Below are 23,126 nucleotides of genomic sequence, written 5' to 3' on the forward strand. Positions count from 1 at the left end.
CAAGGTGCCGGGCAGCTTTGGCGCCTGGACCCGCGGAGCGGCTTGGCGTCGCCGGGATGCGTCGTCTCGGCTTGGCGCCTTCGTGGTGGGTTCGAAGGGGTGGGTGGTTTGGGGTGGGGCCTTGGAAAGTGGTTGTGTTGTTCCCCTGGTTCCTGTGATCCGTGTCTCAAGTCCTTCCATATAGGGTGCTGTCGTGTCTTATGGTGGAAGACGCCTGTAGCACTATTGATGGACCTTTGGCCCGTTATTGCGCGCCGAGGGTCCTTTTGTGTGCCGGGTCGGCCACCCACCGGCCCCGATATGGCCCGCCCCCCACCGGGCGCCCGTACCCCTTCGTGCGGCGCGTCCCGAACTCACGAGGATCCATCCATGGCGTCCAGCCTGACGAAGGACTCCGCCAGTACGCCTGGCAGCGAGAAGACCTTCTTCGGCCACCCCCGCGGCCTGGCCACTCTCTTCATGACCGAGATGTGGGAGCGCTTCAGCTTCTACGGCATGCGGGCGCTGCTCCCGCTGTATCTCGTCGCCCCCGGCGGCCTGCACATGCCCGTGGCCACCGCCACCGCGATCTACTCGATCTACCTGGCGATGGTCTACCTGCTCGCCATGCCCGGCGGCTGGTTCGGCGACCGTGTCTGGGGTCCCCGTAAGACCGTCACCGTCTCGGCCGCGGTCATCATGCTCGGCCATCTGACGCTGGCCCTGCCCGGCCAGGGCACCTTCTTCGCGGGTCTGGCGCTCGTCGCCCTCGGCTCGGGGCTGCTGAAGGCCAACATCTCCACGATGGTCGGCCAGCTCTACGACGGCCCCGAGGACCCGCGCCGCGACGGTGGCTTCACCGTCTTCTACATGGGCATCAACCTCGGCGCCTTCGCCGCGCCCCTCGTCATCGGCACCGTAGGCGAGAACGTCAACTGGCACCTCGGCTTCGCCCTCGCCGCACTCGGCATGGCCCTGGGTCTGGCCCAGTTCCTCATGGGTACGCGGCATCTGAGCGCGCGGTCCAGCGTCGTACCGAAGCCGCTGAGCGCGCAGGAGCGTCAGACCACGCTGCGCAAGGGGCTCATCTGGCTGTCCGTCGCCGTCGTCTTCTACGGGTTCGTCGTCGTCACCGGCAACTACACCCTCAACTGGGCCCTCGTACCGATCACCCTCGCGGGTCTGATCATCCCGATCATGGTGCTCACCAGGATCAAGCGGGACAAGGAACTCTCCGTCGCCGAGCAGTCCAAGATGACCGGATACATCTGGTTCTTCGTGGCCGCCGCCGTGTTCTGGATGATCTACGACCAGGGTGGCTCCACGCTGGCCCTGTTCGGCGACAAGTCCACCAACACCACCGTCCTGGGCTTCGACTTCCCGGTCTCCTGGTACCAGTCGATCAACCCGGTACTCATCATGGCGCTGGCCCCGGTCGTCGCCTGGATCTGGCTGGCGCTCAACCGGCGCGGCAAGGAACCCAGCACGGTCGTGAAGTTCGCGTCCGGCCTGTTCCTGGTCGGCGCGTCCTTCCTGGTCTTCCTGATCCCGCTCAGCATGGCCGGGGACGGCGCGAAGGTCGCCGCCTGGTGGATGGTCGCGATCTACTTCGTGCAGACCGTCGGTGAGCTGTGCATCTCGCCGGTCGGGCTGTCCGTCACCACCAAGATGGCGCCGGTGAAGTACGGCTCCCAGATGATGGGTGTCTGGTTCCTCGCCGTCACCGCGGGCGACTGCACCACGAGCCTGCTGTCCCTCGCGGGAGTCGACCTCAACAAGACCGGCATCGTCGGCATGGAGGCCGCGCTCGCCATCGCCGCCGGCGCCGCGGTGTTCATGTACCGGAAGAAGGTCAAGTCGCTCATGGGCGACGTGCACTGACACGTCGTCAGCCTGTAGTTCCCCCAGTACGAGAGAGGGCCGCCGCACCGTCGGGTGCGGCGGCCCTTCCTCGTACCACTGCCTGGTCGCTCAGTGTGTGCGGCGCCTCGGCAGGAACGTGAACACCGCGCCACCGAGCAGGATCACCGTGCCCGCGACCAGGCCGAGCGCCCTGAGCGCGCCGTGGTCGTCGGCGCCGGTCTCCGCGAGGCCGCCGCCGGTGCCACCGGAGCCGGAGGCGGAGCCGCCCGCCGAACCGCCCGCCGAGCCCGAACCGCCGGACGCGCCGCCCGGCTGCGCCGTCGTGTCGATCTCCAGGGACACCTCGGACTTGGTGGGCGTACAGGTCGTCGTCGTGCCGAGTGCCTTGACCGTGAGGACACCCGGCGAGAGCGTCGACTTGCCGTCGGCGCCCGGCTTGTACGTACCCGTCAGATCGGGGATCGCGATCGGTGCGCCGGACTTGATCGGGTCCTTGTTGGTCGGGCCCTCGACATGCACGGTGCCCTTGTCGGCGCCGCCGAGCTTGACCTCCATCGACGGTTTCACGGAGTCCGCCGGGATCTCGGCCGGGCTGTCCATCACGGACTTCTTGAACTGGACCGTCAGATCGAAGGAGCCGCCGTTCTTCTTGGCGTTGATCTGCACGGGCGACGTCGCGTCCTTGTCACCGATGGGGGTCTTGCAGGCGTACGGGACCTGCACCTCCTTGCCGGTGAAGTCGGTCTGACCGTCGCCACCGCCGCCCGTATTGCCGCCGGTGCTGCCACTGGTGTTGCCACTCGTCGTGCCGCTTGTAGTGCCGCTTGTAGTGCCGCTCGTCGTACCGCCGTTGGTCGTCGTGCCGGATGTGGTGCCGGTCGTCGTGCCGCCCGAACTGGCGCCGCCCTCCGTCACCTTGATGGTCGCCGCCGGGTTCACCGTCTCCTTGGGGGTGCACTTGGTGTCGGTGGAGATCGGCTTGCTGACGTTGATGGCGTACGCGCCCGGCGTGAGCGTCACCTCGCCCGGTGCCGTCAGCTTCAGTTTGGCCGTCATGTCGGGCAGGATCATCGCGCTGTTCTTGGGGATGGGCGGGTTCTGGCGCGGGCCCGCCATCGCGAGGTCACCGGTCTGCGCGCCCGTGACCTTGAGGGTCCCGGTCGGTTTGACGGTGTCCTTCTCCAGGTCGAGGACGTCCGGGTTCTTGGACGCGGCCTGCGTGGTCTTCCACACGATGTCGACCTCGTCGCCGACCTTCGCTTCGGCGGGCGCCGAGATGTCCACCTTGGTCGTCCCGTGCACGGGTGGCAGTCCGGAGATCGCGGGCGGTATGCACTCGGTCGCGTACGAGACCTCGGCGGCCTGCGCGGGTCCGGCGGCCAGCAGGAGCCCGGCGCCGCCGAGCATCATCGCGACACCGGCCGCGCCCGCTCTCCGCCGTGCGCTCACCCTCACTTGCGTGCTCACGTGGTACCCCTTTTTGACTGAGTGTTCGTCGTGTTCGTCGGTGGTTCCTCGGATGGTGTGGACGGTGCGGAGAGCCGACCCGTCGGTGGTCCCGGATCGGTGTCCGGTGTGAACCACGGGAGGGTCGGAGTCGTAGCGGTCGACGTCGTAGCGGTCGCGGTCGCCGGAGTGGCCTTGGGCTTCGGCGTCGCGGAGGACAGTTTCGGCAGCCGTACGGTGAGGTCGGGCAGGCTCACGCCACGGTGCCGTCCGGTGCGGGCGGGTCCGGCGGGGTGCCGGGAGCCGCGCGGGCGCACCCGGTCGACGACGGCCATGCCGATACGGAACACGGCCGCCGGTACGACGACACAGAGCAGCACCCAGAACAGGGTGACGCCCCACGGTCGGCCCACGCCCCAGGGCTGTTCGGCGAGGACCTTGCCGCCGTAGCGGACGGAGACGAGATAGCCGCCGTGCGCGCCCGCGGAGAGTTCGACGGGGAGCCGGATCTGCGCCTTGCGACCCGGTGCGACCGTGCCCCGCCACTGCTGGTCCTCCCACTGCGGGGCGAACACGCCGTGCGCGGTGCCGACCTGGAAGACGGGGTCCTTCACCGGGGACGCGCCGAGGTTGCCGACGGTGAACACGAGGGTGCGGGACGGTGGGGCGCCGAACCAGGTCAGGACGCCGCTTGATCCGTCGAGCCGGGTGTCCGTGAGGATCGCGAGCCGGCCGTCGCCGCTCGGCTCGGGCAGCGGTGCCGTGGGGTGGCCCGCGACCTTGAACTCGGCGTCGGCGACGGCCTGTTCACCGGTCACGGCGGCCACGTGCACGACACAGGGGCAGGGCTTCGGGGGCGCGGCCACGGGGAGTTTCTTGCTGAAGGCGCCGGTGCCGTCGGTGGTGACGGCGCGGCCGTCGGCGTTGGCGCAGGAGTTGGTGCCGCCGATCATGTTCTGACCGCAGATCAGCATCATCAGCAGGGTGTCGGGCCGCCAGCCCTTGCCGGTGACGGTGATCGAACCACCCACGCCCGCCTGGGAGTTGGAGACGGCGACGGTCGGGTCAGCGGCGGGGGCGGCGGACGCGGGGTGGGCCGCGATGGCGGGCAGCAGCGTGGTGACGAGTGCGGCGAGGGCCGCGAGGAGTACGGCGGTCCTGGTCGTCCTGGGCCTGCGGTTCACAGTGCGTCTCCTGTCCCGGTGCCGGTGCCGGTCCTCGTGCCTGTCCTCGATCCGGTCCTCGATCCGGCCAGGGCCGGTTGCCTGGGAGGCGGTTCCTCCGTATCGCGTACTCCCTCGGGTCCCCGCCTCCGTACCCGTACGACCCGGGCAACGACGGCCGCCGCCGCTGCCAGGAGGAGGGCGGCGCCGGTCAGCGGGACCCAGGGCACGAAGCGGGCCGTGGCGGTCGCGGTGTCCCGGGCGCCGCCGGCCGCGGTGACCGTGAGCCGTACGTCGACGGAGTCGAAGGTGGGCGGGTCCCACGGTTCGCGCAGCGTCACCCGGCGGCCGGGCAGCAGTTCGACGGGCAGCGCGCGGGCCGGCCGGTCGAGCAGCGCGCCGAACACCCCGTCGGCGCGCACCGCGAGCTTCGGGGACAGGACGGTGTTGCCCCGGTTGACCAGGTCGTAGGAGATACGGTCGCCGTCCGCGCGTACGTTCTCGACGGTGAGCGCCGAGAGCGTGGGGCCGCTGACGCGTAGATGGACCCGTACGCCCGCGTCACGTCCGGCCGCGCTGACCACGACGGCGCCCGGGTGGTCACCGGGCGTCGCACCGGCGGGGACGGTCACCGTGAACGGGACCTCGGCGCGGGTACGGGCCGGGATCCGTACGGTCCGCTCGGCGAAGGTGATCCAGGCGCCGGTGTCCACCGCCTTGTCCCGTACCGAGAAGCCGCCGGTGTCAGTGTTGTCGGCGTCCGCGCCGCGCAGCCGTACCGTCAGGGCGCGGGTGCCGGTGTTACTGACGGCCACGGAGTCCTCCAGGACGGTGCCGGGGGCGCCTTCGGCGTAGATGTACGCGCGTCCGTCCTGGTCACCGGGGCGGGAGCCGCCTCCGGGGGAGGGGGCGACGGACCAGGAGCCGGTGGGTTCCGGTGCCCGGGGCGGTGCGGCGGTCGCGGGTGTCGCGGGTGTCACGGCAAGGAGGAGGAGCGTCGTGGCCAGGACGCACGCGACGGCCGGGGCGCGTGGGCGGTCCCTTCGGGGGTGCGGCGACATCGGCGGCTCCTGGTCTTCGGCGCGTACGGAGTCTTCGGCACGTACGGAGTCGGGGCGGCGGGTTACCGGGACGCCGCCTGGTTCCTGCGGGTCAGCCACAGCACGCCCGCCGCGCCGGCGAGGAAGACGGTGCCGCCGAGGGTGCCGAGGGCGAGGGCGGAGTCGGCGGGGCCGGTCTGCGGGAGTTGGTCGCCGCCGCTGCCGCCGTCCGACGTACCGCCGCCGCTGGAGGAGCCGCCGGTGCTGGACGATCCGCCCGAGCCGCCCGATCCTCCGGAGCCGCCGGCGGCCGTGACGGCCAGGGACAGGGACGGTTTGGGGTTGTTGGAGGGGGTGCAGGTGGTCGTCGTACCCAGCGCCTTGATGGTGAGCACCCCGGCGGTGAACGTGACCGTTCCCGACTTCTTCGGTGTGTACGTGCCCGTCAAGTCACTGATTTTGATGGGGGTGTCGGCGGGAATGGCCTCGGCGTTCGCGGGTCCCTTCACCGCGACGGTGCCGGTGTCGGCGCCGCCGAGTTTGATGACCGCGCTCGGGTTCATCGCGCCCTTGCCCAGCTCGACCGGGCTGGACGAGACGCCCTTCTGGAAGGACATCGTCACGGAGTATCCGCTGCCGCTCTTCACGGCCTTGATGTCGATCGGTGAGACCGCTGCCTTGTCGCCGATGGGCGTCTTGCACTGGTAGTTGACGTCGACCACCTCGGCGTGGGCCGCGGGGGCGGCCATCAGCACCGCCGAGCCGGCCAGGGCCGCGCCGAGCGCGAGCGCGGCCGTTCGTTTCTGGTACGTCCGGTACGACACCACGGGTTCCCCTCTTGCCGTTGTACGCCGCCGTCGGCTCCGCGCACGCGAATTTGCTGACGGCGCATCAGATTGGGCGCTCAAGGTACGCCGGGGAGGGTGTTGAGGGAAGAGACGGGGGCGGGTGGATCCTTGCGGGGGTAGGGGGCGGGGGGTGCCTGGGGCTCTGTCCGGAACCTCAGGGCTGTTTCGTCCCGGGGGCCTGGAACTCCCGCCGAATCGACCGGACCGGCACTCCGCCCTACGGGGTTACCGGCACATCCCTTCGGTCCGGAACCTCAGCACTGCCGCATCCCGGCTCTGGAGCTCCCGCCCACCCGCCCATACGTCACGCCGAATCCACCGGACCGGCACTCCCCCCTACGGGGTCACCGCCACATCCCCTCGGTCCGGAACCTCAGCACTGCCCCATCCCAGGCCCCGGAACTCCCGCCCACCCGCCCATAGGCGCACGCCGGATCCACCTGACCGGCACTCCGAGTCGCCGCCCCATCCCCACCGCCCGGAACCTCGGCACTGCCCGTCCCACACCCGGGAACTCCCGCCCACCGCCGATGGGTTCACGCCGGACCCCGCGTAACTGGCACCTCTCACACCCACCCACGGAGATACCGCCACATCACCTCGGTCCGGAACCTCAGTACTGTCCCGTCCGACGCCCCGGAACTCCCGCCCACCCGCCCATAGATGCACGCCGGATCGCGCTTGACCGGCAACCCGGCACCCTTGGGGGTTCACGTCGCATCGCCCGTGATCCGGGCCTCGCGCGCCCGGATCGCTCCAGCAACTCACCGGCACTCCAACCCACACATCCACCCCGGGCGAAACGAGTGTCAGGCCAGGCGAGCCTATGGGTGGGTGGGCGGGAGTGCCCCGCGCAGCGGACCGGGCAGTACCGAAGTACCGGACAGAAGCCACTCGGCGGCGGCACATACGGACGGGTCCCGGAAACACCCGGGCAGCACCGAAGGACCGCGCAGGCATCAGGCCACCCGAACCCACGGTGGGCGGGCGGGCGTGCCGCGAGCACGGAACCGGGCCGTACCGAAGTACCGGACGGAGGTCACTCGCCAGCGGCACATACGGGCGGGCACCGGACGCACCCCAGGCAGAACCGACGTACCGGACAGACATCAGACCACCCGAACCCACGGGCGGGTGGCCCGGAATTTCCGAGCAGCGAACCAGGCGGTACCGAAGTACCGGACAGAAGCCACCCGCCAGCGGCACATACGAGCGGGGGCCAGACGCACCCCGGGCAGAACCGATGTACCGCATAAGCATCAGACCACCCAAACCCACGCCACGGGTGGGTGGGCGGGAGTGCCGCGAGCACGGATCCGGGCCGTACCGAGGTACCGGACGGAGGCCATTCGGCGGCGGCACATACGGGCGGGTGACGGAAGCGCCCCAAGCAGTACCGAAGGACCGGACAGGCACCAGTCCACCCACACCCATGGGTGGGTGGGCGGGAGTACCCCGCGCAGCGGACCGGGCAGCACCGAAGTACCGGACGGAAGCCACTCGGCAGCGGCACATACGGGCCGATGCCGGAAGCGCCCCCGGGCAGAACCGACTTACCGCACAGGCATCAGGTCACCCAAACCTACGGGTGGGTGGGCGGGAGTACCCCTCGCAAAGAACCGGCCGTACCGAGGTACCGGACAGAACCCACTCGCCGGCAAATCACCCCCGTACACGAAGAACCGGTCAAGCCGGCGCAGCCCCCAGTTCCGCCCATACCGTCTTCCCCGCCACACCCGCCGTACGGGTCACCCCCCAGTCCAGACACAGCCGTTGCACGATGAACATGCCGTGCCCCCCGGGGCGCCCGGCCCGATGCGGGGTTCGGGGTGCCGGCGCCCCGGTGCCCCGGTCGGACACCTCCACCCGGAGGACCTTGCCCTCGCAGGCGATCCACATCTCCTCGGGACCGTCGGCGTGCAGACAGGCGTTGGTGACCAGTTCGGAGACGACCAGCAGGACATCCTCGGCGGCGGCCCGCCGGTCGGCGCTCGACGCGGGCAGCCAGCCCCACGCGTACAGCGCCTGACGGGCGAAGTCCCGTGCGAGCGGGACGATTCCACTGGCGTCGGCGAAGCTCAGCCGCCGCGCCTGGCGCCCGACCGGCCGGGCGGCGACGGCGGGGTCGCCCAGAGCCTCGTCGCCCGGGGACGTCTCGGACGCCTCGGACACGTCGGACACCTCGGGCCCCCCGGACACCACGGGCACCCCCGAGGCGCCGTCGGCGTCCGGCTCCGAGCCGCGGTCGCCCGGCGAGCAAGGCCGGGTGGTGCTCATCAGCGCTTCACCTCACCGATTCACCAGTACTCAGTTACTCAGCTACTCAGTTCAACGATCTTCAATGAACTTCGATCAACTTCAATGATCTTCACGGTTCGGACAGGGTCGGACCCGAGCCCTGTTCACGGCCCGGGACATTCCTGTCGTTTCGGTGGTCACGGATCCAGGATGTCTCCTGCCCTGCCCATCCGTGAGAACACCCACTTTTTCGGCACGGGTGATGTGACGCGCGTAACGCGTGCATCACATCACGGCAACCGGCACATAACTCAGCCACCCCAGGCCGGACAAAAGGGATATTCACGGCATCTCGCAAGCCGGGCCACCCTCGGGACCACGTCACCGATCCCCCCACCCGGCGCCCGCGCCGCCCATCCCCCGCCCCCGCCACCCCCGTCACCGTCTCATTCGGCCAGCGCCGCCGCGACGGTGTCGTGCACCGTGAAAACGGCATCCGCTCCAGTGATCTCGAAAACCCGCGCGACGACCGGTCGCATACCGGCCAGATGGACCCCGCCCCCGGCGGCCTCGGCCTTGAGCCGGGCGCCGAGCAGGACGTTCAGCCCGGTGGAGTCGCAGAATTCCAGTTCCGAACAGTCCACGACCAAGCGGGCGAAGCCCTGGCCGAGGCAGTCGTCGAGTGGCTCGCGCAGCAGCTCTGCGGTGTGGTGATCCAGCTCACCCACCGCCGTCACCACGGCACTCGGGCCCTGTTTCCGCACCTCGACCAGAAGCCGCCCCCGGTGTGCGCTGCCGACCGTCCCGCGGTCCATGCCGTCTCTCTCTCCGACCGTCATCGCTGCTGTCATCGCTGCCGTCCCGGCCACCGCCAGGGCCGCCGCAACCGTCGCCGTCACCGCCACTGTCGCCGTCCCGGCTATGTCGTGGCTGTGTTGTAGCTGCTCACGGACGCCCTGTCACCAGCGTCCTCGTCCATGGCTGACGCCCTCGAACACTACGCCTTCCCTACGCCGCCGGGTACCCGAACAACCCGATGAAATCGGACATTTCACTGGCAACGGAACTTGCCATAGGTTCGCGGGACCGGGTAGGGGTAGAAGAGACAGCAATCGCAACGGCCGGCTTTGGAGGCGCCGCACACCGCAGTGCACGTATTGGCATCGGCAGCCATATGCCGAGAACGATGGAGGACTACATGTCACCCCGGCTCGACGAATCGCGCACTGAGCAGGCGACGTCGACACCCACCCCCCACTCGCTCGACACCAAGATCCCGGGCCCCCGCGCGCACACCGCGACGGACGCGATGCCCGGGACACCGACGGAGACGTCCCCCGCAGAGCACCCGTACACGCAGACGCAGACGCAGACGCACGCGGAAACGCAGACGCAGACATCCGACGCGCTGGCGGACCTCCCGTACATCCCCCCGTTCGACGAGGTGGGCCCGATGGACGCGCGAGCGCTGTCGAAGACCCTCTTCGCCCGCCTTCAGGACCTTGAGGAAGGCACCCACGAGTACGCGTACGTCCGCAACACGCTCGTGGAACTCAACCTGGCCCTGGTCAAGTTCGCCGCCTCGCGCTTCCGCTCCCGCAGCGAGCCGATGGAGGACATCATCCAGGTCGGCACGATCGGTCTGATCAAGGCCATCGACCGCTTCGAGCTGAGCCGGGGCGTGGAGTTCCCGACGTTCGCGATGCCGACCATCGTCGGTGAGATCAAGCGCTTCTTCCGGGACACCAGTTGGTCCGTGCGGGTCCCCCGCCGACTCCAGGAACTCCGCCTCGACCTCGCCAAGGCGGGCGACGAACTGGCCCAGCAGCTCGACCGCGCCCCCACCGTGGCCGAACTCGCCGAGCGCCTCGACCTCACCCATGACGAGGTCGTCGAGGGCATGGCCGCGAGCAACGCCTACACGGCCAGCTCGCTGGACGCCCAGCCCGAGGAGGACGACTCGGAGGGCGCGCTCGCGGACCGGATCGGCTATGAGGACCACGGGCTCGAAGGCATCGAGTACGTCGAGTCGCTCAAGCCGCTCATCGCCGAACTCCCGCAGCGGGACCGGAAGATCCTCTCGCTGAGGTTCGTGGCGAATATGACGCAATCGGAGATCGGTGACGAGCTGGGCATCTCGCAGATGCATGTCTCGCGCCTGCTCTCCCGCACACTGGTGCGCCTGCGCAAGGGACTTACGGTCGAGCAGTAGACCGGCCGGCAGCCCCCGCGGCACCCCCGGCACACCCCGGCGGGACCGGCCGACAGCCGCCTGACGGCGAAGGCTCTCAGCGACGCGGGAGCGTTTCCCCGGACATCGGAGACACCGGAGAGATACCGGAGTCACCGGAGACCGTGGCAGCGCTCCCGCAATCGCTTTCTTACGAACTCCTTTTGAGCCCACCCGCATTACCGCCGGAAACCCCTTTCCCGGAGGGGCCTCTTCCACCACTATGGTCTCCCCCACATACCCCTTGGTATGTCGGTGAGCGGAGAAATGCCGGGCGGCCATGGCCACTTGGTCGAGGAGGTGGCCGGATGCCAGGGCGCGGCCGGACGGACAGCGGCGCTGAGGCAGCGGACGGTGCGCACACCCGCGTGCCCGACACACGCCTCACGGACCTCCTGCGCGCGGACACGGCCACCGCGTATCCGGCGTTGCGCGAACTGCGCCGCCGTCATCACGGGTCGGCGTTGGCGTACGCGCGGCTGTGCGGGGCCGACGAGGCGGCGGCGAAACTGCTGACGGCGCAGGCGTTCGCGCTGGGCGCCAGGGACGCCAAGCGGGGCGCCGATCCGGCGGGCGCCTGGCGGCACCATGTGATGCTGCTCGTACGCCGGGTCGCCGTGTCCTGGCTCGGTGACGACCGGCGCGTACGGCTGCGGCCCGGGTTCGCGGACCTCCTCGCCGAGGAGGAGGCCGAGGCCGGGGACCTGCCCGCCTTCGCCCGGCCCCGGCCCGCCGAACCGCCCATGTCGGCGGCCTTCCACAGCCTCCCGGCCCGTACCCAGGGCGTGCTCTGGTACGGGGTCGTCGACGACGCGCCCGACGCCGAAACGGCGCTCTTCCTGGGCATGAAGGAGGACGAGATCGCCTGGGCGAAGGGCGCGGCGGTGGAGGTCTTCGCGCGGGCGTTCCTCAAGGCGCATCTGGCCCGGTACGGGGACGCCCGCTGTCAGGGCTTCCGGCGGCTGATCGAGGAGTCCGTGCGCCCGCGCGAACCCCGGCACAGCGAGGACCTGTACCGGCATCTTGAGGCGTGTCCGTGCTGCGGCGAGGCCCATGCGGTGCTGCTCGCCCTGCGGGAGACACCTCGGCCCGTGCTCGCCGGTGGGCTGTTGCCGTGGGACGGCGCCGCGTATATGACGTCACGTCAGGAAGCGCTGCCTCCGGGCGAGTTGCCGTCGCCGCGCGGGCGGCACGCGTCGGGCGGCCCGAAGCCGTCGGCCGGCGCGGACGGTCCCGACGGTGAGCCGACCGCGGTGCTGCCGCCCGTCGCGCACGGGCGCACGGGGGGTGTGACCGGGGCGGCGGCGACTATGACCGCGATGACGGCGGTCGCGTCGGTGGCCTCGGACGTGTTCGGCCGCCGGTCGGGCTCCGGGGGACCGGGACGGGGACGCGGGCCGGGACTCGGGTCGGGAGGCGGGTCAGGAGTCCGGTCGAGAGACGGGTCGGGAGGCGGGTCGTCATCCGACGACGACCTGCTCACCTGGCGCCCCTCGAAGCGGTTCATCCTGGTCGCCGTCGCGGTCGGCGTCGCCCTGACGCCGCTCCTCGTCGTCCTCCTCAGCGGCGGTTCCGACAGCGACGCGGCGGGCGGCCCCGGGGACCGGCCACAGCCGCCGCTGCCGCCCGCCGTCACGGTGACCGCGACGATGACGGCGTCCCCGTCCGCGTCTCCTTCCCCGTCCCCCTCCAAGTCGCCTTCCGCCACGCCGAGTTCGAAGGCACCGAAGGCGCCCGCGCCGCAGCCGCCCCCGAAGAAGCCCTCGAAGGAGCCCTCGCCGCCGGGCACCGCGTTCACGCAGTTCGTCAACGCGGCCACGGGCCTGTGTCTGGACGTGGCGGACGGCGATTTCTTCAGCGGCAACGATGTCGTGATGGCGCGCTGCTCGGCGACCGACACCCAGCGCTGGCGCATGGATCCCGCGCGCGGAGTCGTGGAGTCCTGGGCCGACAACGACTTCTGTCTGGACAGCCGGGGCGACACGGACCGGGGCGTGGGCATCTGGAGTTGCTCATCGGTCCACAGCCGCAACGGTCGCAATCTCCAGTTCTTCATCGACGCCGAGGGCCGCGTCCGCCCGCAGATCGCCCTCGACCACGCGGTCACACCGGACTCGGGCCGTACGGGGGCGCGGCTCGAATTCGACCGGGTGAACGGGAACCGGGAGCAGCGCTGGGTCGCGGGCGCGGCACCGGTTTGAAGGGACGGCGACCACGGCAGCGACCGGCACGGCGACGGTGACAGCCATCGCCGAGGCGGCCACAGTCACCGTGGACGTGGCGGACGCTGAGCAGGGGCCGAGGTCTTAGCCGGTCACGCGGGCGCCCCGCCGCCAGACCTCCGTCACCAGCGGTACGCCGGGCCGGTAGGCGAGGTGAACATGGCTGGGGGCGTCGAGCACGGCGAGGTCGGCGTAGGCGCCCGGGGTGAGCCGCCCGACGTCGGTGCGCCGCAGGGCCGCCGCGCCGCCGGCCGTGGCCGACCAGAGGGCCTCGTCCGGGGTCATGCCCATGTCCCGTACGGCGAGGGCGATACAGAAGGGCATGGACGACGTGTACGAGGAGCCCGGGTTGCAGTCGGTGGACAGGGCTACGGTGGCGCCCGCGTCGAGGAGGCGGCGGGCGTCGGGCCACGGGGCGCGGGTGGAGAACTCGGCGCCCGGCAGCAGCGTGGCGACGGTGTCGCCGGCCGCGAGCGCGGCCACGTCCTCGTCGGTGAGACGGGTGCAGTGGTCGGCGCTGGCGGCGCCGAGTTCGACGGCGAGCTGGACGCCGGGCCCGTAGGAGAGCTGGTTGGCGTGCACCCGCGCCTGGAGCCCCTTGGCCAGGCCCGCCGTGAGGACGGCCCGTGCCTGGTCCCCGTCGAAGGCGCCCTTCTCGCAGAACACGTCGACCCAACGGGCGTACGGGGCGCAGGCGTCGAGCATCGGTCCGGTGACGAGGGCGACGTACGCGGCCGGGTCGTCCGCGTGATCCGGCGGGACGATGTGGGCGCCGAGGAAGGTGACCTCGTCGGTGTGCCGGGCGGCGATCCGCAGGGCGCGTGCCTCGTCCTCGACGGTGAGCCCGTAGCCCGACTTGGTCTCGAAGGTGGTGGTCCCCTGCCGCAGCGCCTCCCGCAGATGCCGTACGAGACCGGCCTCCAGCTCCTCGTCGGACGCGGCGCGCGTGGCGGCCACCGTGGTCCGGATGCCCCCGGCGCTGTAGGGGCGCCCGGACATCCGGGCGTTGAACTCCTCGGTACGGTCGCCCGCGAACACGAGATGCGAGTGCGAGTCGACGAACCCGGGAATGACTGCACGCCCCCCGATCCGGTGAACGGTATCGGCCTCCGGAGCCCCCTGAGCGGCCCCGACCCACACCACCCGCTCCCCCTGCACGACGACGGCGGCGTCCCGCACGATCCCGAGCGGCCCTTCGCCCATCGCCGGATCGTTGGTGACGAGGGCGGAGATGTCGGTGATCAGGGTGGCGGTGCTCATGGGGTCCTCTCGCCGGGCGCCCGGGTCAGTCGTTGAGTGCGGTGATGGCGGTGGTCAGGTCTTTCGCGGGGTGCGGGACGGTGGTGTGGGTCCCGTCCTTCACCACATGGCGGCCCGCCACCACGGTATGGCGGATGTCCGCCGATGTGGCGGCGAAGACGGCCGCCTCCGCCGCCAAGCGGGGGGCCGGGCCCGCCGTGCGGACCGTGTCGAGGGCGACCGTGGTCAGGTCGGCCAGGGCGCCGGGGGCGATCTGGCCGCCGTCGGGCCAGCCGAGGGCCGCGTAGCCGTCCGGGGACGCGGCCCGCAGCAGGGCGGCGGCCGTCCAGTGGCCCCGGCGGTGGGTGCGGAGGCGTTCGTTCAGCTCCAGGGCCCGCGCCTCCTCCAGGAGGTCGATCATGGCGTGGCTGTCCGTGCCGAGGGAGAGCGGGGAGCCCGCCGACTGGAGCGCCGGCGCCGGGCCGATGCCGTCGGCGAGGTCCCGTTCGGTGGTCGGGCACATGCAGGTGCCGGTGCCGGATGTGCCGATGAGGTGGATGTCCGCGTCCGTGAGGTGGGTGTTGTGGACGCCGGTCGTGCGGGGGCCCAGGACGCCGTGGTCGGCGAGGAGGCGGGTCGGGGTGCGGCCGTGGGCGCGGTCGCACGCCTCGTTCTCCGCCGTCTGTTCGGAGAGGTGGACATGGAGCGGCGCCGCACGGTCCTCGGCCCACTGGGCCACCGTGCCCAGCTGCCGTGCCGGGACGGCCCGTACGGAGTGGATCGCCGCGCCGATCCGGGCGTGCGGGGCGCCCTTCAGGGCCGAGGCGCGCTCCGCCCAGGCGTCGGTGGTGCCGTCCGAGAAGCGGAGCTGATGGCGGCCCGGGGGTTCGCCGAAGCCGGCGGAGACGTACGCCGTGTCGAGGAGGGTGATGCGGATGCCCGCGTCGGCCGCCGCCGCGATGAGTGCCTCGCCCATCGCGTTCGGGTCGGCGTAGCGGGTGCCGCCCGGGGCGTGGTGGAGGTAGTGGAACTCGCCGACGACGGTGATCCCGGCGAGCGCCATCTCCGCGTACACGGCCCGCGCGAGCTGGTGGTAGGTCTCCGGAGTGAGCCGGTCCGCGACCGAGTACATGACCTCGCGCCAGGTCCAGAAGGTGCCGCTGCCGACCTGCACCGTGCCGCGCAGGGCCCGGTGGAACGCGTGCGAGTGTGTGTTCGCGAGGCCCGGCAGCGTCAGGCCGCGCAGGGGGACGGCGCTGTCCGGAGCAGTGGCCACATCCTTGCGGACCTCGGTGATACGGCCGTTTTCCGTGGTCACCAGGACGCCGGGCTCGACATGGGTAGCCAGCCAGGCGTACTCCAGCCAGTACGACGGGTTCATCGGCGTCATCGGCACGCGAGACCCTCCAGGACATCGGCGAGCGCGGTCACCCCGGCCAGGCAGTCGTCCTCGGCGGCGTGTTCGGCCGGGGAGTGCGAGACACCCGTCGGGTTGCGTACGAACAGCATGGCCGTCGGAACCCTGCCGGACAGGATTCCCGCGTCGTGTCCCGCGCCCGTGCCGAGCACCGGCACCGGGGAGCCCGCGCGGCCGAGGACCCGGGCCAGCTCGTCCCGGAGCGCGTCCTCGAAGTCGACCACCGGCGTGAACGACTCGCGGTCCACGGCGAGTTCGATGCCATGGCGGTCCGCGTAGTCCCCGGCCGCCTTCTCGATGGCGGTGACCACGGTGTCCAGCGCGCTCTGGTCGGCGGCGCGCGCGTCGAGCCAGCCACGGACGAGTGAGGGGATCGCGTTGACGCCGTTGGGCTCGACCGCGATCTTGCCGAACGTGGCGACGGCGCCCGCGAGTTCGGCTTCCCTGCGGGCGGCGAGCACCGTCTCCGCGTACGACAGCATCGGGTCGCGTCGGTCGGCGAGGCGGGTGGTGCCCGCGTGGTTGGCCTCGCCCCGGAAGTCGAACCGCCAGCGGCCGTGCGGCCAGATCGCCGAGGCGATACCGACCCGGTCGCCGGTGAGGTCGAGCGCACGGCCCTGTTCGACGTGGAGTTCCACGAAGGCGCCGATACGGGCCAGGCGCTCCGGGTCAGGGCCGATCGTCTCCGGGTCGTGTCCGGCCGCCTCCATCGCCCGCGGCAGCGTGACCCCGTCCCCGTCGCGCAGCGCGTACGCCTTCTCGCGGGTCAGTTGCCCGGCGGTGAGGCGGGAGCCGACGCAGGCGAGTCCGAAGCGGGCGCCCTCCTCGTCGCCGAAGTTGACGATCCCGAGCGGGCGGGTGAACGCGGCCTGCCGGGCGCGGAGTTCGTCGAGGGCGGCGAAGGCGGAGACCACGCCGAGGGGCCCGTCGTACGCGCCGCCGTCCGGGACCGAGTCGAGGTGCGAGCCGGTGACCACGGCGTTCCCCTGGGCCGGATCGCCGTACCAGGCCCACTGGTTGCCGTTGCGGTCGAGTTCGTACATCAGACCCCGGGCCTCGGCCTGCGCGCGGAACCAGGCACGGCAGTCGGTGTCCGCGCCCGTCCAGGCGTACCGGCGATAGCCCCCGCTCGTGGCGCTCCGCCCGATGGGCAGCAGCTCCGCCCACATCTCCTGGAACGTGCGGGTCACTCCGAGTCCTCGCGCATCGGGACGCGGACGCCCTTGTCGGCCGCCACGGCCTCGGCGCTGTCGTAGCCGGCGTCGACGTGCCGGATGACGCCCATGCCGGGGTCGTTGGTCAGCACGCGGCGGATCTTCTCGCCCGCGAGCGGCGTGCCGTCGGCGACCGTGACCTGGCCCGCGTGGATGGAGCGGCCCATGCCCACGCCGCCGCCGTGGTGGATGGAGACCCAGGAGGCGCCGGACGCGACATTCACCATGGCGTTCAGGAGGGGCCAGTCGGCGATGGCGTCGGAGCCGTCGAGCATGGCCTCGGTCTCGCGGTACGGGGACGCGACCGAGCCGCAGTCCAGGTGGTCGCGGCCGATCGCCAGCGGCGCCGCCAACTCACCGCTCGCCACCATGTCGTTGAAGCGTTCACCCGCGCGGTCCCGCTCGCCGTAGCCGAGCCAGCAGATACGGGCGGGGAGACCCTGGAAGTGGACGCGCTCGGAGGCCATCGTGATCCAGCGGTGCAGGGACTCGTTCTCCGGGAAGAGGTCCAGGATCGCGCGGTCCGTCTTGTGGATGTCGGACGCCTCGCCGGACAGGGCGGCCCAGCGGAAGGGACCCTTGCCCTCGCAGAACAGCGGGCGGATATAGGCGGGGACGAAGCCGGGGAAGGCGAACGCCCGGTCGTAGCCCGCGAGTTTGGCCTCGCCGCGGATCGAGTTGCCGTAGTCGAAGACCTCGGCGCCCGCGTCCTGGAAGCCGACCATCGCCTCGACATGCCGGGCCATCGACTCACGGGCGCGCACCGTGAAGTCGGCGGGCTTCTCGGCGGCGTACGCGGCCATGTCGTCGAAGTCGACGCCGACCGGGAGATACGCGAGGGGGTCGTGCGCGGAGGTCTGGTCGGTGACGATGTCGACGGGCGCGCCCTCGGCGAGGAGCCGGGGCAGCAGCTCGGCGGCGTTGCCGAGCAGGCCGATGGAGAGAGGCTTACGGCGGTCGCGGGCGTCGACGGCGAGCTGGAGCGCGTGCTCGGGCGAGTCCGCCTTCACGTCCAGGTAGCGGTGCTCAATACGGCGCTCGATGGCGCGCGGGTCGCAGTCGATACAGATCACGACCCCGTCGTTCATGGTGACGGCGAGCGGCTGGGCGCCCCCCATGCCGCCGAGCCCGGCGGTCAGCGTGATGGTCCCGGCGAGGGTGCCGCCGAACTTCTTGGCGGCGACGGCGGCGAAGGTCTCGTAGGTGCCCTGGAGGATGCCCTGGGTGCCGATGTAGATCCAGGAACCGGCGGTCATCTGCCCGTACATGGTCAGACCGAGGGCTTCGAGGCGCCGGAACTCCTCCCAGTTCGCCCAGTCGCCGACCAGGTTGGAGTTGGCGAGCAGCACGCGCGGCGCCCACTCGTGGGTCTGCATCACACCGACCGGGCGCCCGGACTGCACGAGCATCGTCTCGTCCTGCTTCAGGGTGCGCAGGGTACGGACCATCGCGTCGAAGGAACGCCAGTCGCGGGCCGCCTTGCCGGTGCCGCCGTAGACGACGAGCTGGTCGGGGTGCTCGGCGACCTCCGGGTCGAGGTTGTTCTGGAGCATCCGCAGCGCGGCCTCCTGCTGCCATCCCAGGGCGCTCAGTTCCGTACCGCGCGGCGCTCGTACGGGCCGGGGTCCTGACATGGTCTGCCTCCTCGGGGTCCTGCAACGATCATTCCATCGACTATTCACATCCTGAACTGATGAATAGAACTAGTCAAGACCTGGTCGATGCCAGGGGTGGCCCCGCGCCCGCGCGCGGCGAGTGGTTGGCTGGATCACACGACTGAGGGATCACCTAGCTGAGGGATCACATGGCTGAGGGCGGAGCACGGACAGGGACGCGCCGCGACGAGGCCGTTCGGGCCGCGGTGGAACAGGGCCTCGTCGGGCCCGGGACACCCATCATCGGACTGCTCGACGTGACCGGCATCCGGGAGGGCGCAGCGGCACTGCGCACCGCCTTCGACGCGGTCACGGCACCGGGAACCCCGGTCCTGCACGCGTTCGCCGTGAAGGCCGCGCCCCTCGTACCGGTGCTGCGGCTGCTGCACACGGAGGGCATCGGCGCCGAGGCGGCGAGCCCCGGCGAACTGGCGCTGACCCGGGCGGCCGGCATGAGCGCGGACCGCACGGTCCTGGACTCCCCCGCCAAGACGCCCGCCGAACTGCGCGAGGCCCTCGCCCTGGGGATCGCGGTCAACGCGGACAACCCGCAGGAACTCGCCCGTATCGACGCCCTGGTGGCGTCCGCGCCGACCCGCTCACCGCTCGGGCTACGGGTCAATCCGCAGGTCGGCGGCGGGTCCATCGGAGCGCTCTCGACGGCCACACCGACCTCGAAGTTCGGGGTCGCGCTGCGCGACGAGGGGGCGCGCGAGTGGGTCGTACGCGCCTATCGCGAGCGGCCGTGGCTGACCCGGCTGCACGCCCACTCCGGTTCGCAGGGGATGCCGCTCGACCTGATGGCGCGGGGCATCGAGGAGACATACGCGCTGGCCGAGGAGATCAACACGGCTGTCGGGCGCCGGCAGATCGACACCGTCGACATCGGCGGCGGACTGCCGGTCAACTTCACGTCCGACGAGCAGACCCCGACCTACGCGGCGTACGCGCGGCTGCTCGCGGAGCGGGTGCCGGGCCTGTTCGACGGGCGGTACGGGCTGGTGACCGAGTTCGGCCGCTCGCTGCTCGCCAAGCACGGCACGGTCCTGGCCCGCGTCGAGTACGCGAAGTCGTCCGGCGGGCGCCGGATCGCGGTCACCCACGCGGGCGTCCAGATCGCGGCCCGCACGGTGTACGCGCCGGACGCCTGGCCGCTGCGGATCGCCGCGTACGACACGAAGGGGCTGCCCAAATCGGGCCCCGAGGTCGCCCAGGACGTGGCGGGACCGGCGTGCTTCGCCGGCGACCTGCTCGCCGAGAACCGCTCCCTGCCGCCGCTGGACCAGGGCGACTACGCGGCGGCGCTCGACACCGGCGCCTACTACTTCGCGCACCACTACGCGTACAACTCGCTGGCGCGGCCGGCCGTGTACGGGTTCACCGCGGGCACCGGGGGCTCGGCGGGCGCCGGGCGTGCGGTGCGGTTCGCGCTGGTGCGGGCGGCACAGACGGTCGAGGAGATCGTGGCCGAGTCGGGCGGCGCCCAGGTGAACGCCCTGACGCACGGGCTCTGACATACGGGTCTGACACACCAGTGCTGATACACGGGCCCTGGCACCCCGACTCTGACGCCCGTCGCGAATCCGCGCGGCCGAAACGAAGGAGAACGGTCGCCTTCGGCCAGGAATCCCACATTCCACGGTCGTAAGCCCTCAGTCGCGGGCATGTTCCTCTGGAAAATGCCAGAGGCCCCTGAAACGCCGTGTGCGTTGCGTAGCGTCCCGGTCACCGGGGCGGGTCACCGCCTCCGGACGCGCCCATGGGGAGGGGAGCCGCGTGCCCGGAATCGACGAGTGCCTGCTGGAGGCGATGACGCTGCCCGGCGCGCGGGGAGCGGCGATCGTCGACTGGACCAGCGGGCTCGCGCTCGGATCGGTCGGCGATCCGGCGGGCGGCGACCATGAGACGACCGCCGCCGAGACCGCCGAGATGGCACGGGCGGCGGCGGAGTACGCGGTGTTCGCACCCGACCCGGCCGAACGCGGTGCCTCCGACCCCGCTGACCATGGACCCGCCGTCGAGGACCTGATGGTCGCCACGCGCGCCGCCTTCCACCTGATGCACTTCGTGGAGACGACGTTCGACAGCAGCGTCTTCCTCTATCTCTGGCTGGACCGCAGGACCGGCAATCTGGCCCTGGCCCGGATGCGCCTGCGGGACCTGTCCGAACGGCTGGTCCTCGGATGAGCGGCGTCATACAGGCCCCCGCGCGGAAGTCCCCGGAGGAGAAGTCGGCCGTCTCACCGATGCTGCTGCGTCTGGCCCGCGAACGCGCCACCGGCGCCCTCATCCGCGACCAGGGCACCCTCTACCTCGCCGACGGCCGGATCGTGCACGCCGAGAGCCCCGCGGCCCCCGGCCTCGACATCCTGCTGACCCGTGGCGGGACCCTGCCCCCCGAGGGCTGGTGGGACGCCGTCGCCGAGGCCGGTGCCCGCAACGCCGTCGGCCGGCATCTGGTCGACAGCGGGCGGCTCGCCGAGGGCGCGTTGCAGATGTGCCACCTCGGCGCCCTGTTCGACGCCGCGTACTTCGTGCTCGGGCCGACCTCGGGACCGACCAGGTTCCGGTACGGGGTCGCGCACTGGCTCGGCCGGGTCCAGCAGGTCGACGCGGGCGCCGTGGACCGCGAGTCCCGGCGGCGGCGGGCCCTGCTCGACGGGGTGTGGCCGGGCGGCACAGGGCTGGACACCGCGCCCGTGGTGCCGCGCACACCGGCACCGGAACAGCCGGTCGGCGAGCGGCTGCGGGCGGTACTGCGCCTCGCGGACGGGGTCCGTACGCCGTCGGCCATCGCGTGGGAGCTGGGGCGGCCCGCCTTCCACACCCTGATCGAGGTACGGCGACTGGCGGCGGCGGGACTGGTCGAGTCGGCGCCCGAAGCAGGGGCAGGGACAGAGGCATCGGCGGGGGTCGGGACGGCGAGCGGGGTGCCGCCGGCCGTCCCGCCCTGGATCACGGACGCGTTCCCCACCCCGATCACCACCCCGATCACCGACCCGACCGCCGACCCGGACGTCGCCCTGCTGCGCCGCCTCCGTGACGCCCTGGAGGCCACGCTGTGAACGGGCCGGCCTCATGAGGCTGTTCGCACTGTGGCAGCGCGCCGAGAGGAGACAACGGATGGCAGCGGAAGCCGAGGTCATGGCCGAGCTGAGGCGCTTGCGGACCCGGATCCCCCAGCTCACGGGCGGCCTCGTGGCCAGCGTCGACGGGCTCGTCCTCGCGCGGGACACCGCCGACGTCGAACCCGAGGGGCTGGCGGCGCTGACCGCCGCGGCGCTGGGCGTGTCCCTGCGGCTGACCGAGGCGGCGGGGCACGGCGCGTTCCGCGAGCTGCTGATCCGCGGCTCCGGAGGCTATGTCGCGACCTACGCGGCCGGCGCGTCGGCCGTCCTCACCCTGCTGGCCGAGCCCCGCGTGAACGTGGGCCGGCTGCATCTGGAGGCCCGCCGCGCGGGCACCCGCGTCGGCGAGCTGATCGACCCGGCCGCCGACCACGAACGCCCCCACACGAACGATCACGAGCACGACCGAACGGCACACACCAAGGGAGCAGAAGAGTCATGACGAACACCGAGACCACCCTGAAGGACGCGTCCACATCGATCGAAGGGGTCATCGGGATCGCCCTGGTCGACTACACGAGCGGCATGGCGCTCGGCACACTCGGCGGAGGCAAGGGCCTGGACCTCACGGTCGCCGCCGCGGGCAACACGGATGTGGTCCGCGCCAAGCTCCGCGCCATGGAACTCCTCGGCATCAAGGACGAGATCGAGGACATCCTGATCACGCTGGGCGACCAGTACCACCTGATCCGCCTGCTCAAGGGCCGTGGCCACAGCGGCCTGTTCCTCTACCTCGCGCTGGACAAGAACCGGGCGAACCTGGCCATGGCCCGCCACCAACTCCGCCGGGTCGAGGGCGACTTGGAGGTATGAGCAGCCCCGGTACGGGCTGCTAGACCGTGACCTTGCGGCGGGCGCCGCCCGGTGTGGCGTCCCCGGCGGACGTACCCGTCGCGCGGTATCCCTTCACCGGCTTGCCCGCCGGGTCACCGCCGCGGCCGTTCAGCCAGTCCACCCGTACCCACAGCAACGCCTCGTCGGACCGCTCGCGGCGGCCGAGCCACGCCGACTTCAGGTACAGGCCCGCCCCGGCTCCGGCGCACAGCATGCCCAGCGTCGCGGGCGCCGCGAAGGAGCTGCCGACCGCCGCGAGGAACGCGAGCAGCAGCCACCACCGGTGCCCGCGCCGCCAGGCGCGTACGGTGACTGCCCGGTCCTGGAGGATGTCGTTCCGGCCGGCCCGCGCCGTGCCCCGGGCCAGTGCCGCGTACCGCTTGCGCCGCCCGTACGCGACGACCGCCGCCGTCACGAGGAACAGCGCGGCACCGGCGAGTACCCCGATCCGGCGTCCGGTGAACCCGGGCACCAGGACCCCGATCCCGGCGCCGCACACCCCCAGCCACCACAGGGGCGCCGCCCCCGCCCGTACGACCACCGCCACCCGAGCCAGTCCTTGCCCTCCGCGCGACATGTCCTACTCCTCCTCAGCACATCGCCTCCGCTG

General features: G+C 71.6%; 19 protein-coding genes. 8 read left to right on the forward strand and 11 right to left on the reverse strand.

What is annotated here, in order from left to right:
- Positions 1 to 369: 369 nt before the first annotated feature.
- Positions 370 to 1,860, forward strand: coding sequence for an oligopeptide:H+ symporter (locus ACFVT5_RS09780; RefSeq protein ID WP_389883650.1), 1,491 nt, complete (start codon positions 370 to 372; stop codon positions 1,858 to 1,860).
- A 90-nt stretch (positions 1,861 to 1,950) separates the two neighbouring features.
- Here ACFVT5_RS09780 and ACFVT5_RS09785 read toward each other — a convergent pair whose 3' ends face one another.
- The 6 genes from ACFVT5_RS09785 to ACFVT5_RS09810 form a co-directional block, all read right to left on the reverse strand.
- Positions 1,951 to 3,249: a hypothetical protein gene (locus ACFVT5_RS09785; RefSeq protein ID WP_389885192.1), complete on the reverse strand. Its 1,299-nt coding sequence runs from the start codon at positions 3,247 to 3,249 to the stop codon at positions 1,951 to 1,953.
- Between the two features lie 56 nt (positions 3,250 to 3,305).
- A complete protein-coding gene (locus ACFVT5_RS09790; protein ID WP_389883653.1) occupies positions 3,306 to 4,472 on the reverse strand; it encodes a hypothetical protein in 1,167 nt (388 codons plus the stop codon).
- Positions 4,469 to 5,512 carry a hypothetical protein gene (locus ACFVT5_RS09795; RefSeq protein ID WP_389883656.1) on the reverse strand — a complete coding sequence of 348 codons (1,044 nt, stop codon included), beginning with the start codon at positions 5,510 to 5,512 and terminating at the stop codon, positions 4,469 to 4,471. The genes ACFVT5_RS09790 and ACFVT5_RS09795 overlap by 4 nt, the downstream gene beginning before the upstream one ends.
- A 62-nt stretch (positions 5,513 to 5,574) precedes the next feature.
- Positions 5,575 to 6,315 carry an LPXTG cell wall anchor domain-containing protein gene (locus ACFVT5_RS09800; RefSeq protein WP_389883659.1) on the reverse strand — a complete coding sequence of 247 codons (741 nt, stop codon included), beginning with the start codon at positions 6,313 to 6,315 and terminating at the stop codon, positions 5,575 to 5,577.
- Between the two features lie 1,710 nt (positions 6,316 to 8,025).
- Entirely contained in the window at positions 8,026 to 8,616 is a 591-nt protein-coding gene (locus tag ACFVT5_RS09805; RefSeq protein WP_389883662.1) for an ATP-binding protein, read from the reverse strand.
- A 407-nt stretch (positions 8,617 to 9,023) separates the two neighbouring features.
- Positions 9,024 to 9,392: an STAS domain-containing protein gene (locus tag ACFVT5_RS09810; RefSeq protein WP_389885195.1), complete on the reverse strand. Its 369-nt coding sequence runs from the start codon at positions 9,390 to 9,392 to the stop codon at positions 9,024 to 9,026.
- A gap of 371 nt (positions 9,393 to 9,763) precedes the next feature.
- On the opposite strand from ACFVT5_RS09810, the gene ACFVT5_RS09815 reads away from it, so the two are divergent.
- Positions 9,764 to 10,789, forward strand: a complete 1,026-nt coding sequence (locus ACFVT5_RS09815) for an RNA polymerase sigma factor SigF (RefSeq protein WP_389883664.1) — start codon at positions 9,764 to 9,766, stop codon at positions 10,787 to 10,789.
- A 386-nt stretch (positions 10,790 to 11,175) separates the two neighbouring features.
- A complete protein-coding gene (locus tag ACFVT5_RS09820; RefSeq protein ID WP_389883667.1) occupies positions 11,176 to 13,008 on the forward strand; it encodes a ricin-type beta-trefoil lectin domain protein in 1,833 nt (610 codons plus the stop codon).
- A gap of 105 nt (positions 13,009 to 13,113) precedes the next feature.
- On the opposite strand, the gene hutI is transcribed toward ACFVT5_RS09820, so the two are convergent.
- The 4 genes from hutI to hutU are packed head-to-tail and all read right to left on the reverse strand — an operon-like array spanning position 13,114 to position 18,533.
- Complete coding sequence (gene hutI, locus ACFVT5_RS09825) at positions 13,114 to 14,289, reverse strand: imidazolonepropionase (RefSeq protein ID WP_389883670.1); 1,176 nt, start codon at positions 14,287 to 14,289, stop codon at positions 13,114 to 13,116.
- Between the two features lie 25 nt (positions 14,290 to 14,314).
- Positions 14,315 to 15,658, reverse strand: a complete 1,344-nt coding sequence (locus ACFVT5_RS09830) for a formimidoylglutamate deiminase (protein WP_389885198.1) — start codon at positions 15,656 to 15,658, stop codon at positions 14,315 to 14,317.
- On the reverse strand, positions 15,655 to 16,854 hold the full coding sequence (locus ACFVT5_RS09835; protein WP_389885200.1) for an allantoate amidohydrolase: 1,200 nt from the start codon (positions 16,852 to 16,854) through the stop codon (positions 15,655 to 15,657). Before ACFVT5_RS09835 ends, ACFVT5_RS09830 begins: the two co-directional genes overlap by 4 nt.
- A 17-nt stretch (positions 16,855 to 16,871) precedes the next feature.
- Positions 16,872 to 18,533 carry a urocanate hydratase gene (gene hutU / locus ACFVT5_RS09840; RefSeq protein WP_389883673.1) on the reverse strand — a complete coding sequence of 554 codons (1,662 nt, stop codon included), beginning with the start codon at positions 18,531 to 18,533 and terminating at the stop codon, positions 16,872 to 16,874.
- Between the two features lie 170 nt (positions 18,534 to 18,703).
- On the opposite strand from hutU, the gene ACFVT5_RS09845 reads away from it, so the two are divergent.
- The 5 genes from ACFVT5_RS09845 (at position 18,704) to ACFVT5_RS09865 (ending at position 22,495) form a co-directional block, all read left to right on the forward strand.
- On the forward strand, positions 18,704 to 20,068 hold the full coding sequence (locus tag ACFVT5_RS09845) for a diaminopimelate decarboxylase (RefSeq protein ID WP_389883676.1): 1,365 nt from the start codon (positions 18,704 to 18,706) through the stop codon (positions 20,066 to 20,068).
- A 262-nt stretch (positions 20,069 to 20,330) separates the two neighbouring features.
- On the forward strand, positions 20,331 to 20,741 hold the full coding sequence (locus ACFVT5_RS09850; RefSeq protein WP_389883679.1) for a hypothetical protein: 411 nt from the start codon (positions 20,331 to 20,333) through the stop codon (positions 20,739 to 20,741).
- A complete protein-coding gene (locus tag ACFVT5_RS09855; protein WP_389883682.1) occupies positions 20,738 to 21,619 on the forward strand; it encodes a transcriptional regulator in 882 nt (293 codons plus the stop codon). The genes ACFVT5_RS09850 and ACFVT5_RS09855 overlap by 4 nt, the downstream gene beginning before the upstream one ends.
- 58 nt (positions 21,620 to 21,677) lie before the next feature.
- A complete protein-coding gene (locus tag ACFVT5_RS09860; RefSeq protein ID WP_389883685.1) occupies positions 21,678 to 22,124 on the forward strand; it encodes a roadblock/LC7 domain-containing protein in 447 nt (148 codons plus the stop codon).
- Entirely contained in the window at positions 22,121 to 22,495 is a 375-nt protein-coding gene (locus tag ACFVT5_RS09865) for a hypothetical protein (RefSeq protein ID WP_389883688.1), read from the forward strand. Before ACFVT5_RS09860 ends, ACFVT5_RS09865 begins: the two co-directional genes overlap by 4 nt.
- Before the next feature lie 19 nt (positions 22,496 to 22,514).
- Here ACFVT5_RS09865 and ACFVT5_RS09870 read toward each other — a convergent pair whose 3' ends face one another.
- Entirely contained in the window at positions 22,515 to 23,093 is a 579-nt protein-coding gene (locus ACFVT5_RS09870) for a hypothetical protein (RefSeq protein ID WP_389883691.1), read from the reverse strand.
- Between the last annotated feature and the right edge of the window lie 33 nt (positions 23,094 to 23,126).

Source organism: Streptomyces sp. NPDC058001, assembly GCF_042886315.1.
Taxonomy (GTDB): Bacteria; Actinomycetota; Actinomycetes; order Streptomycetales; family Streptomycetaceae; genus Streptomyces.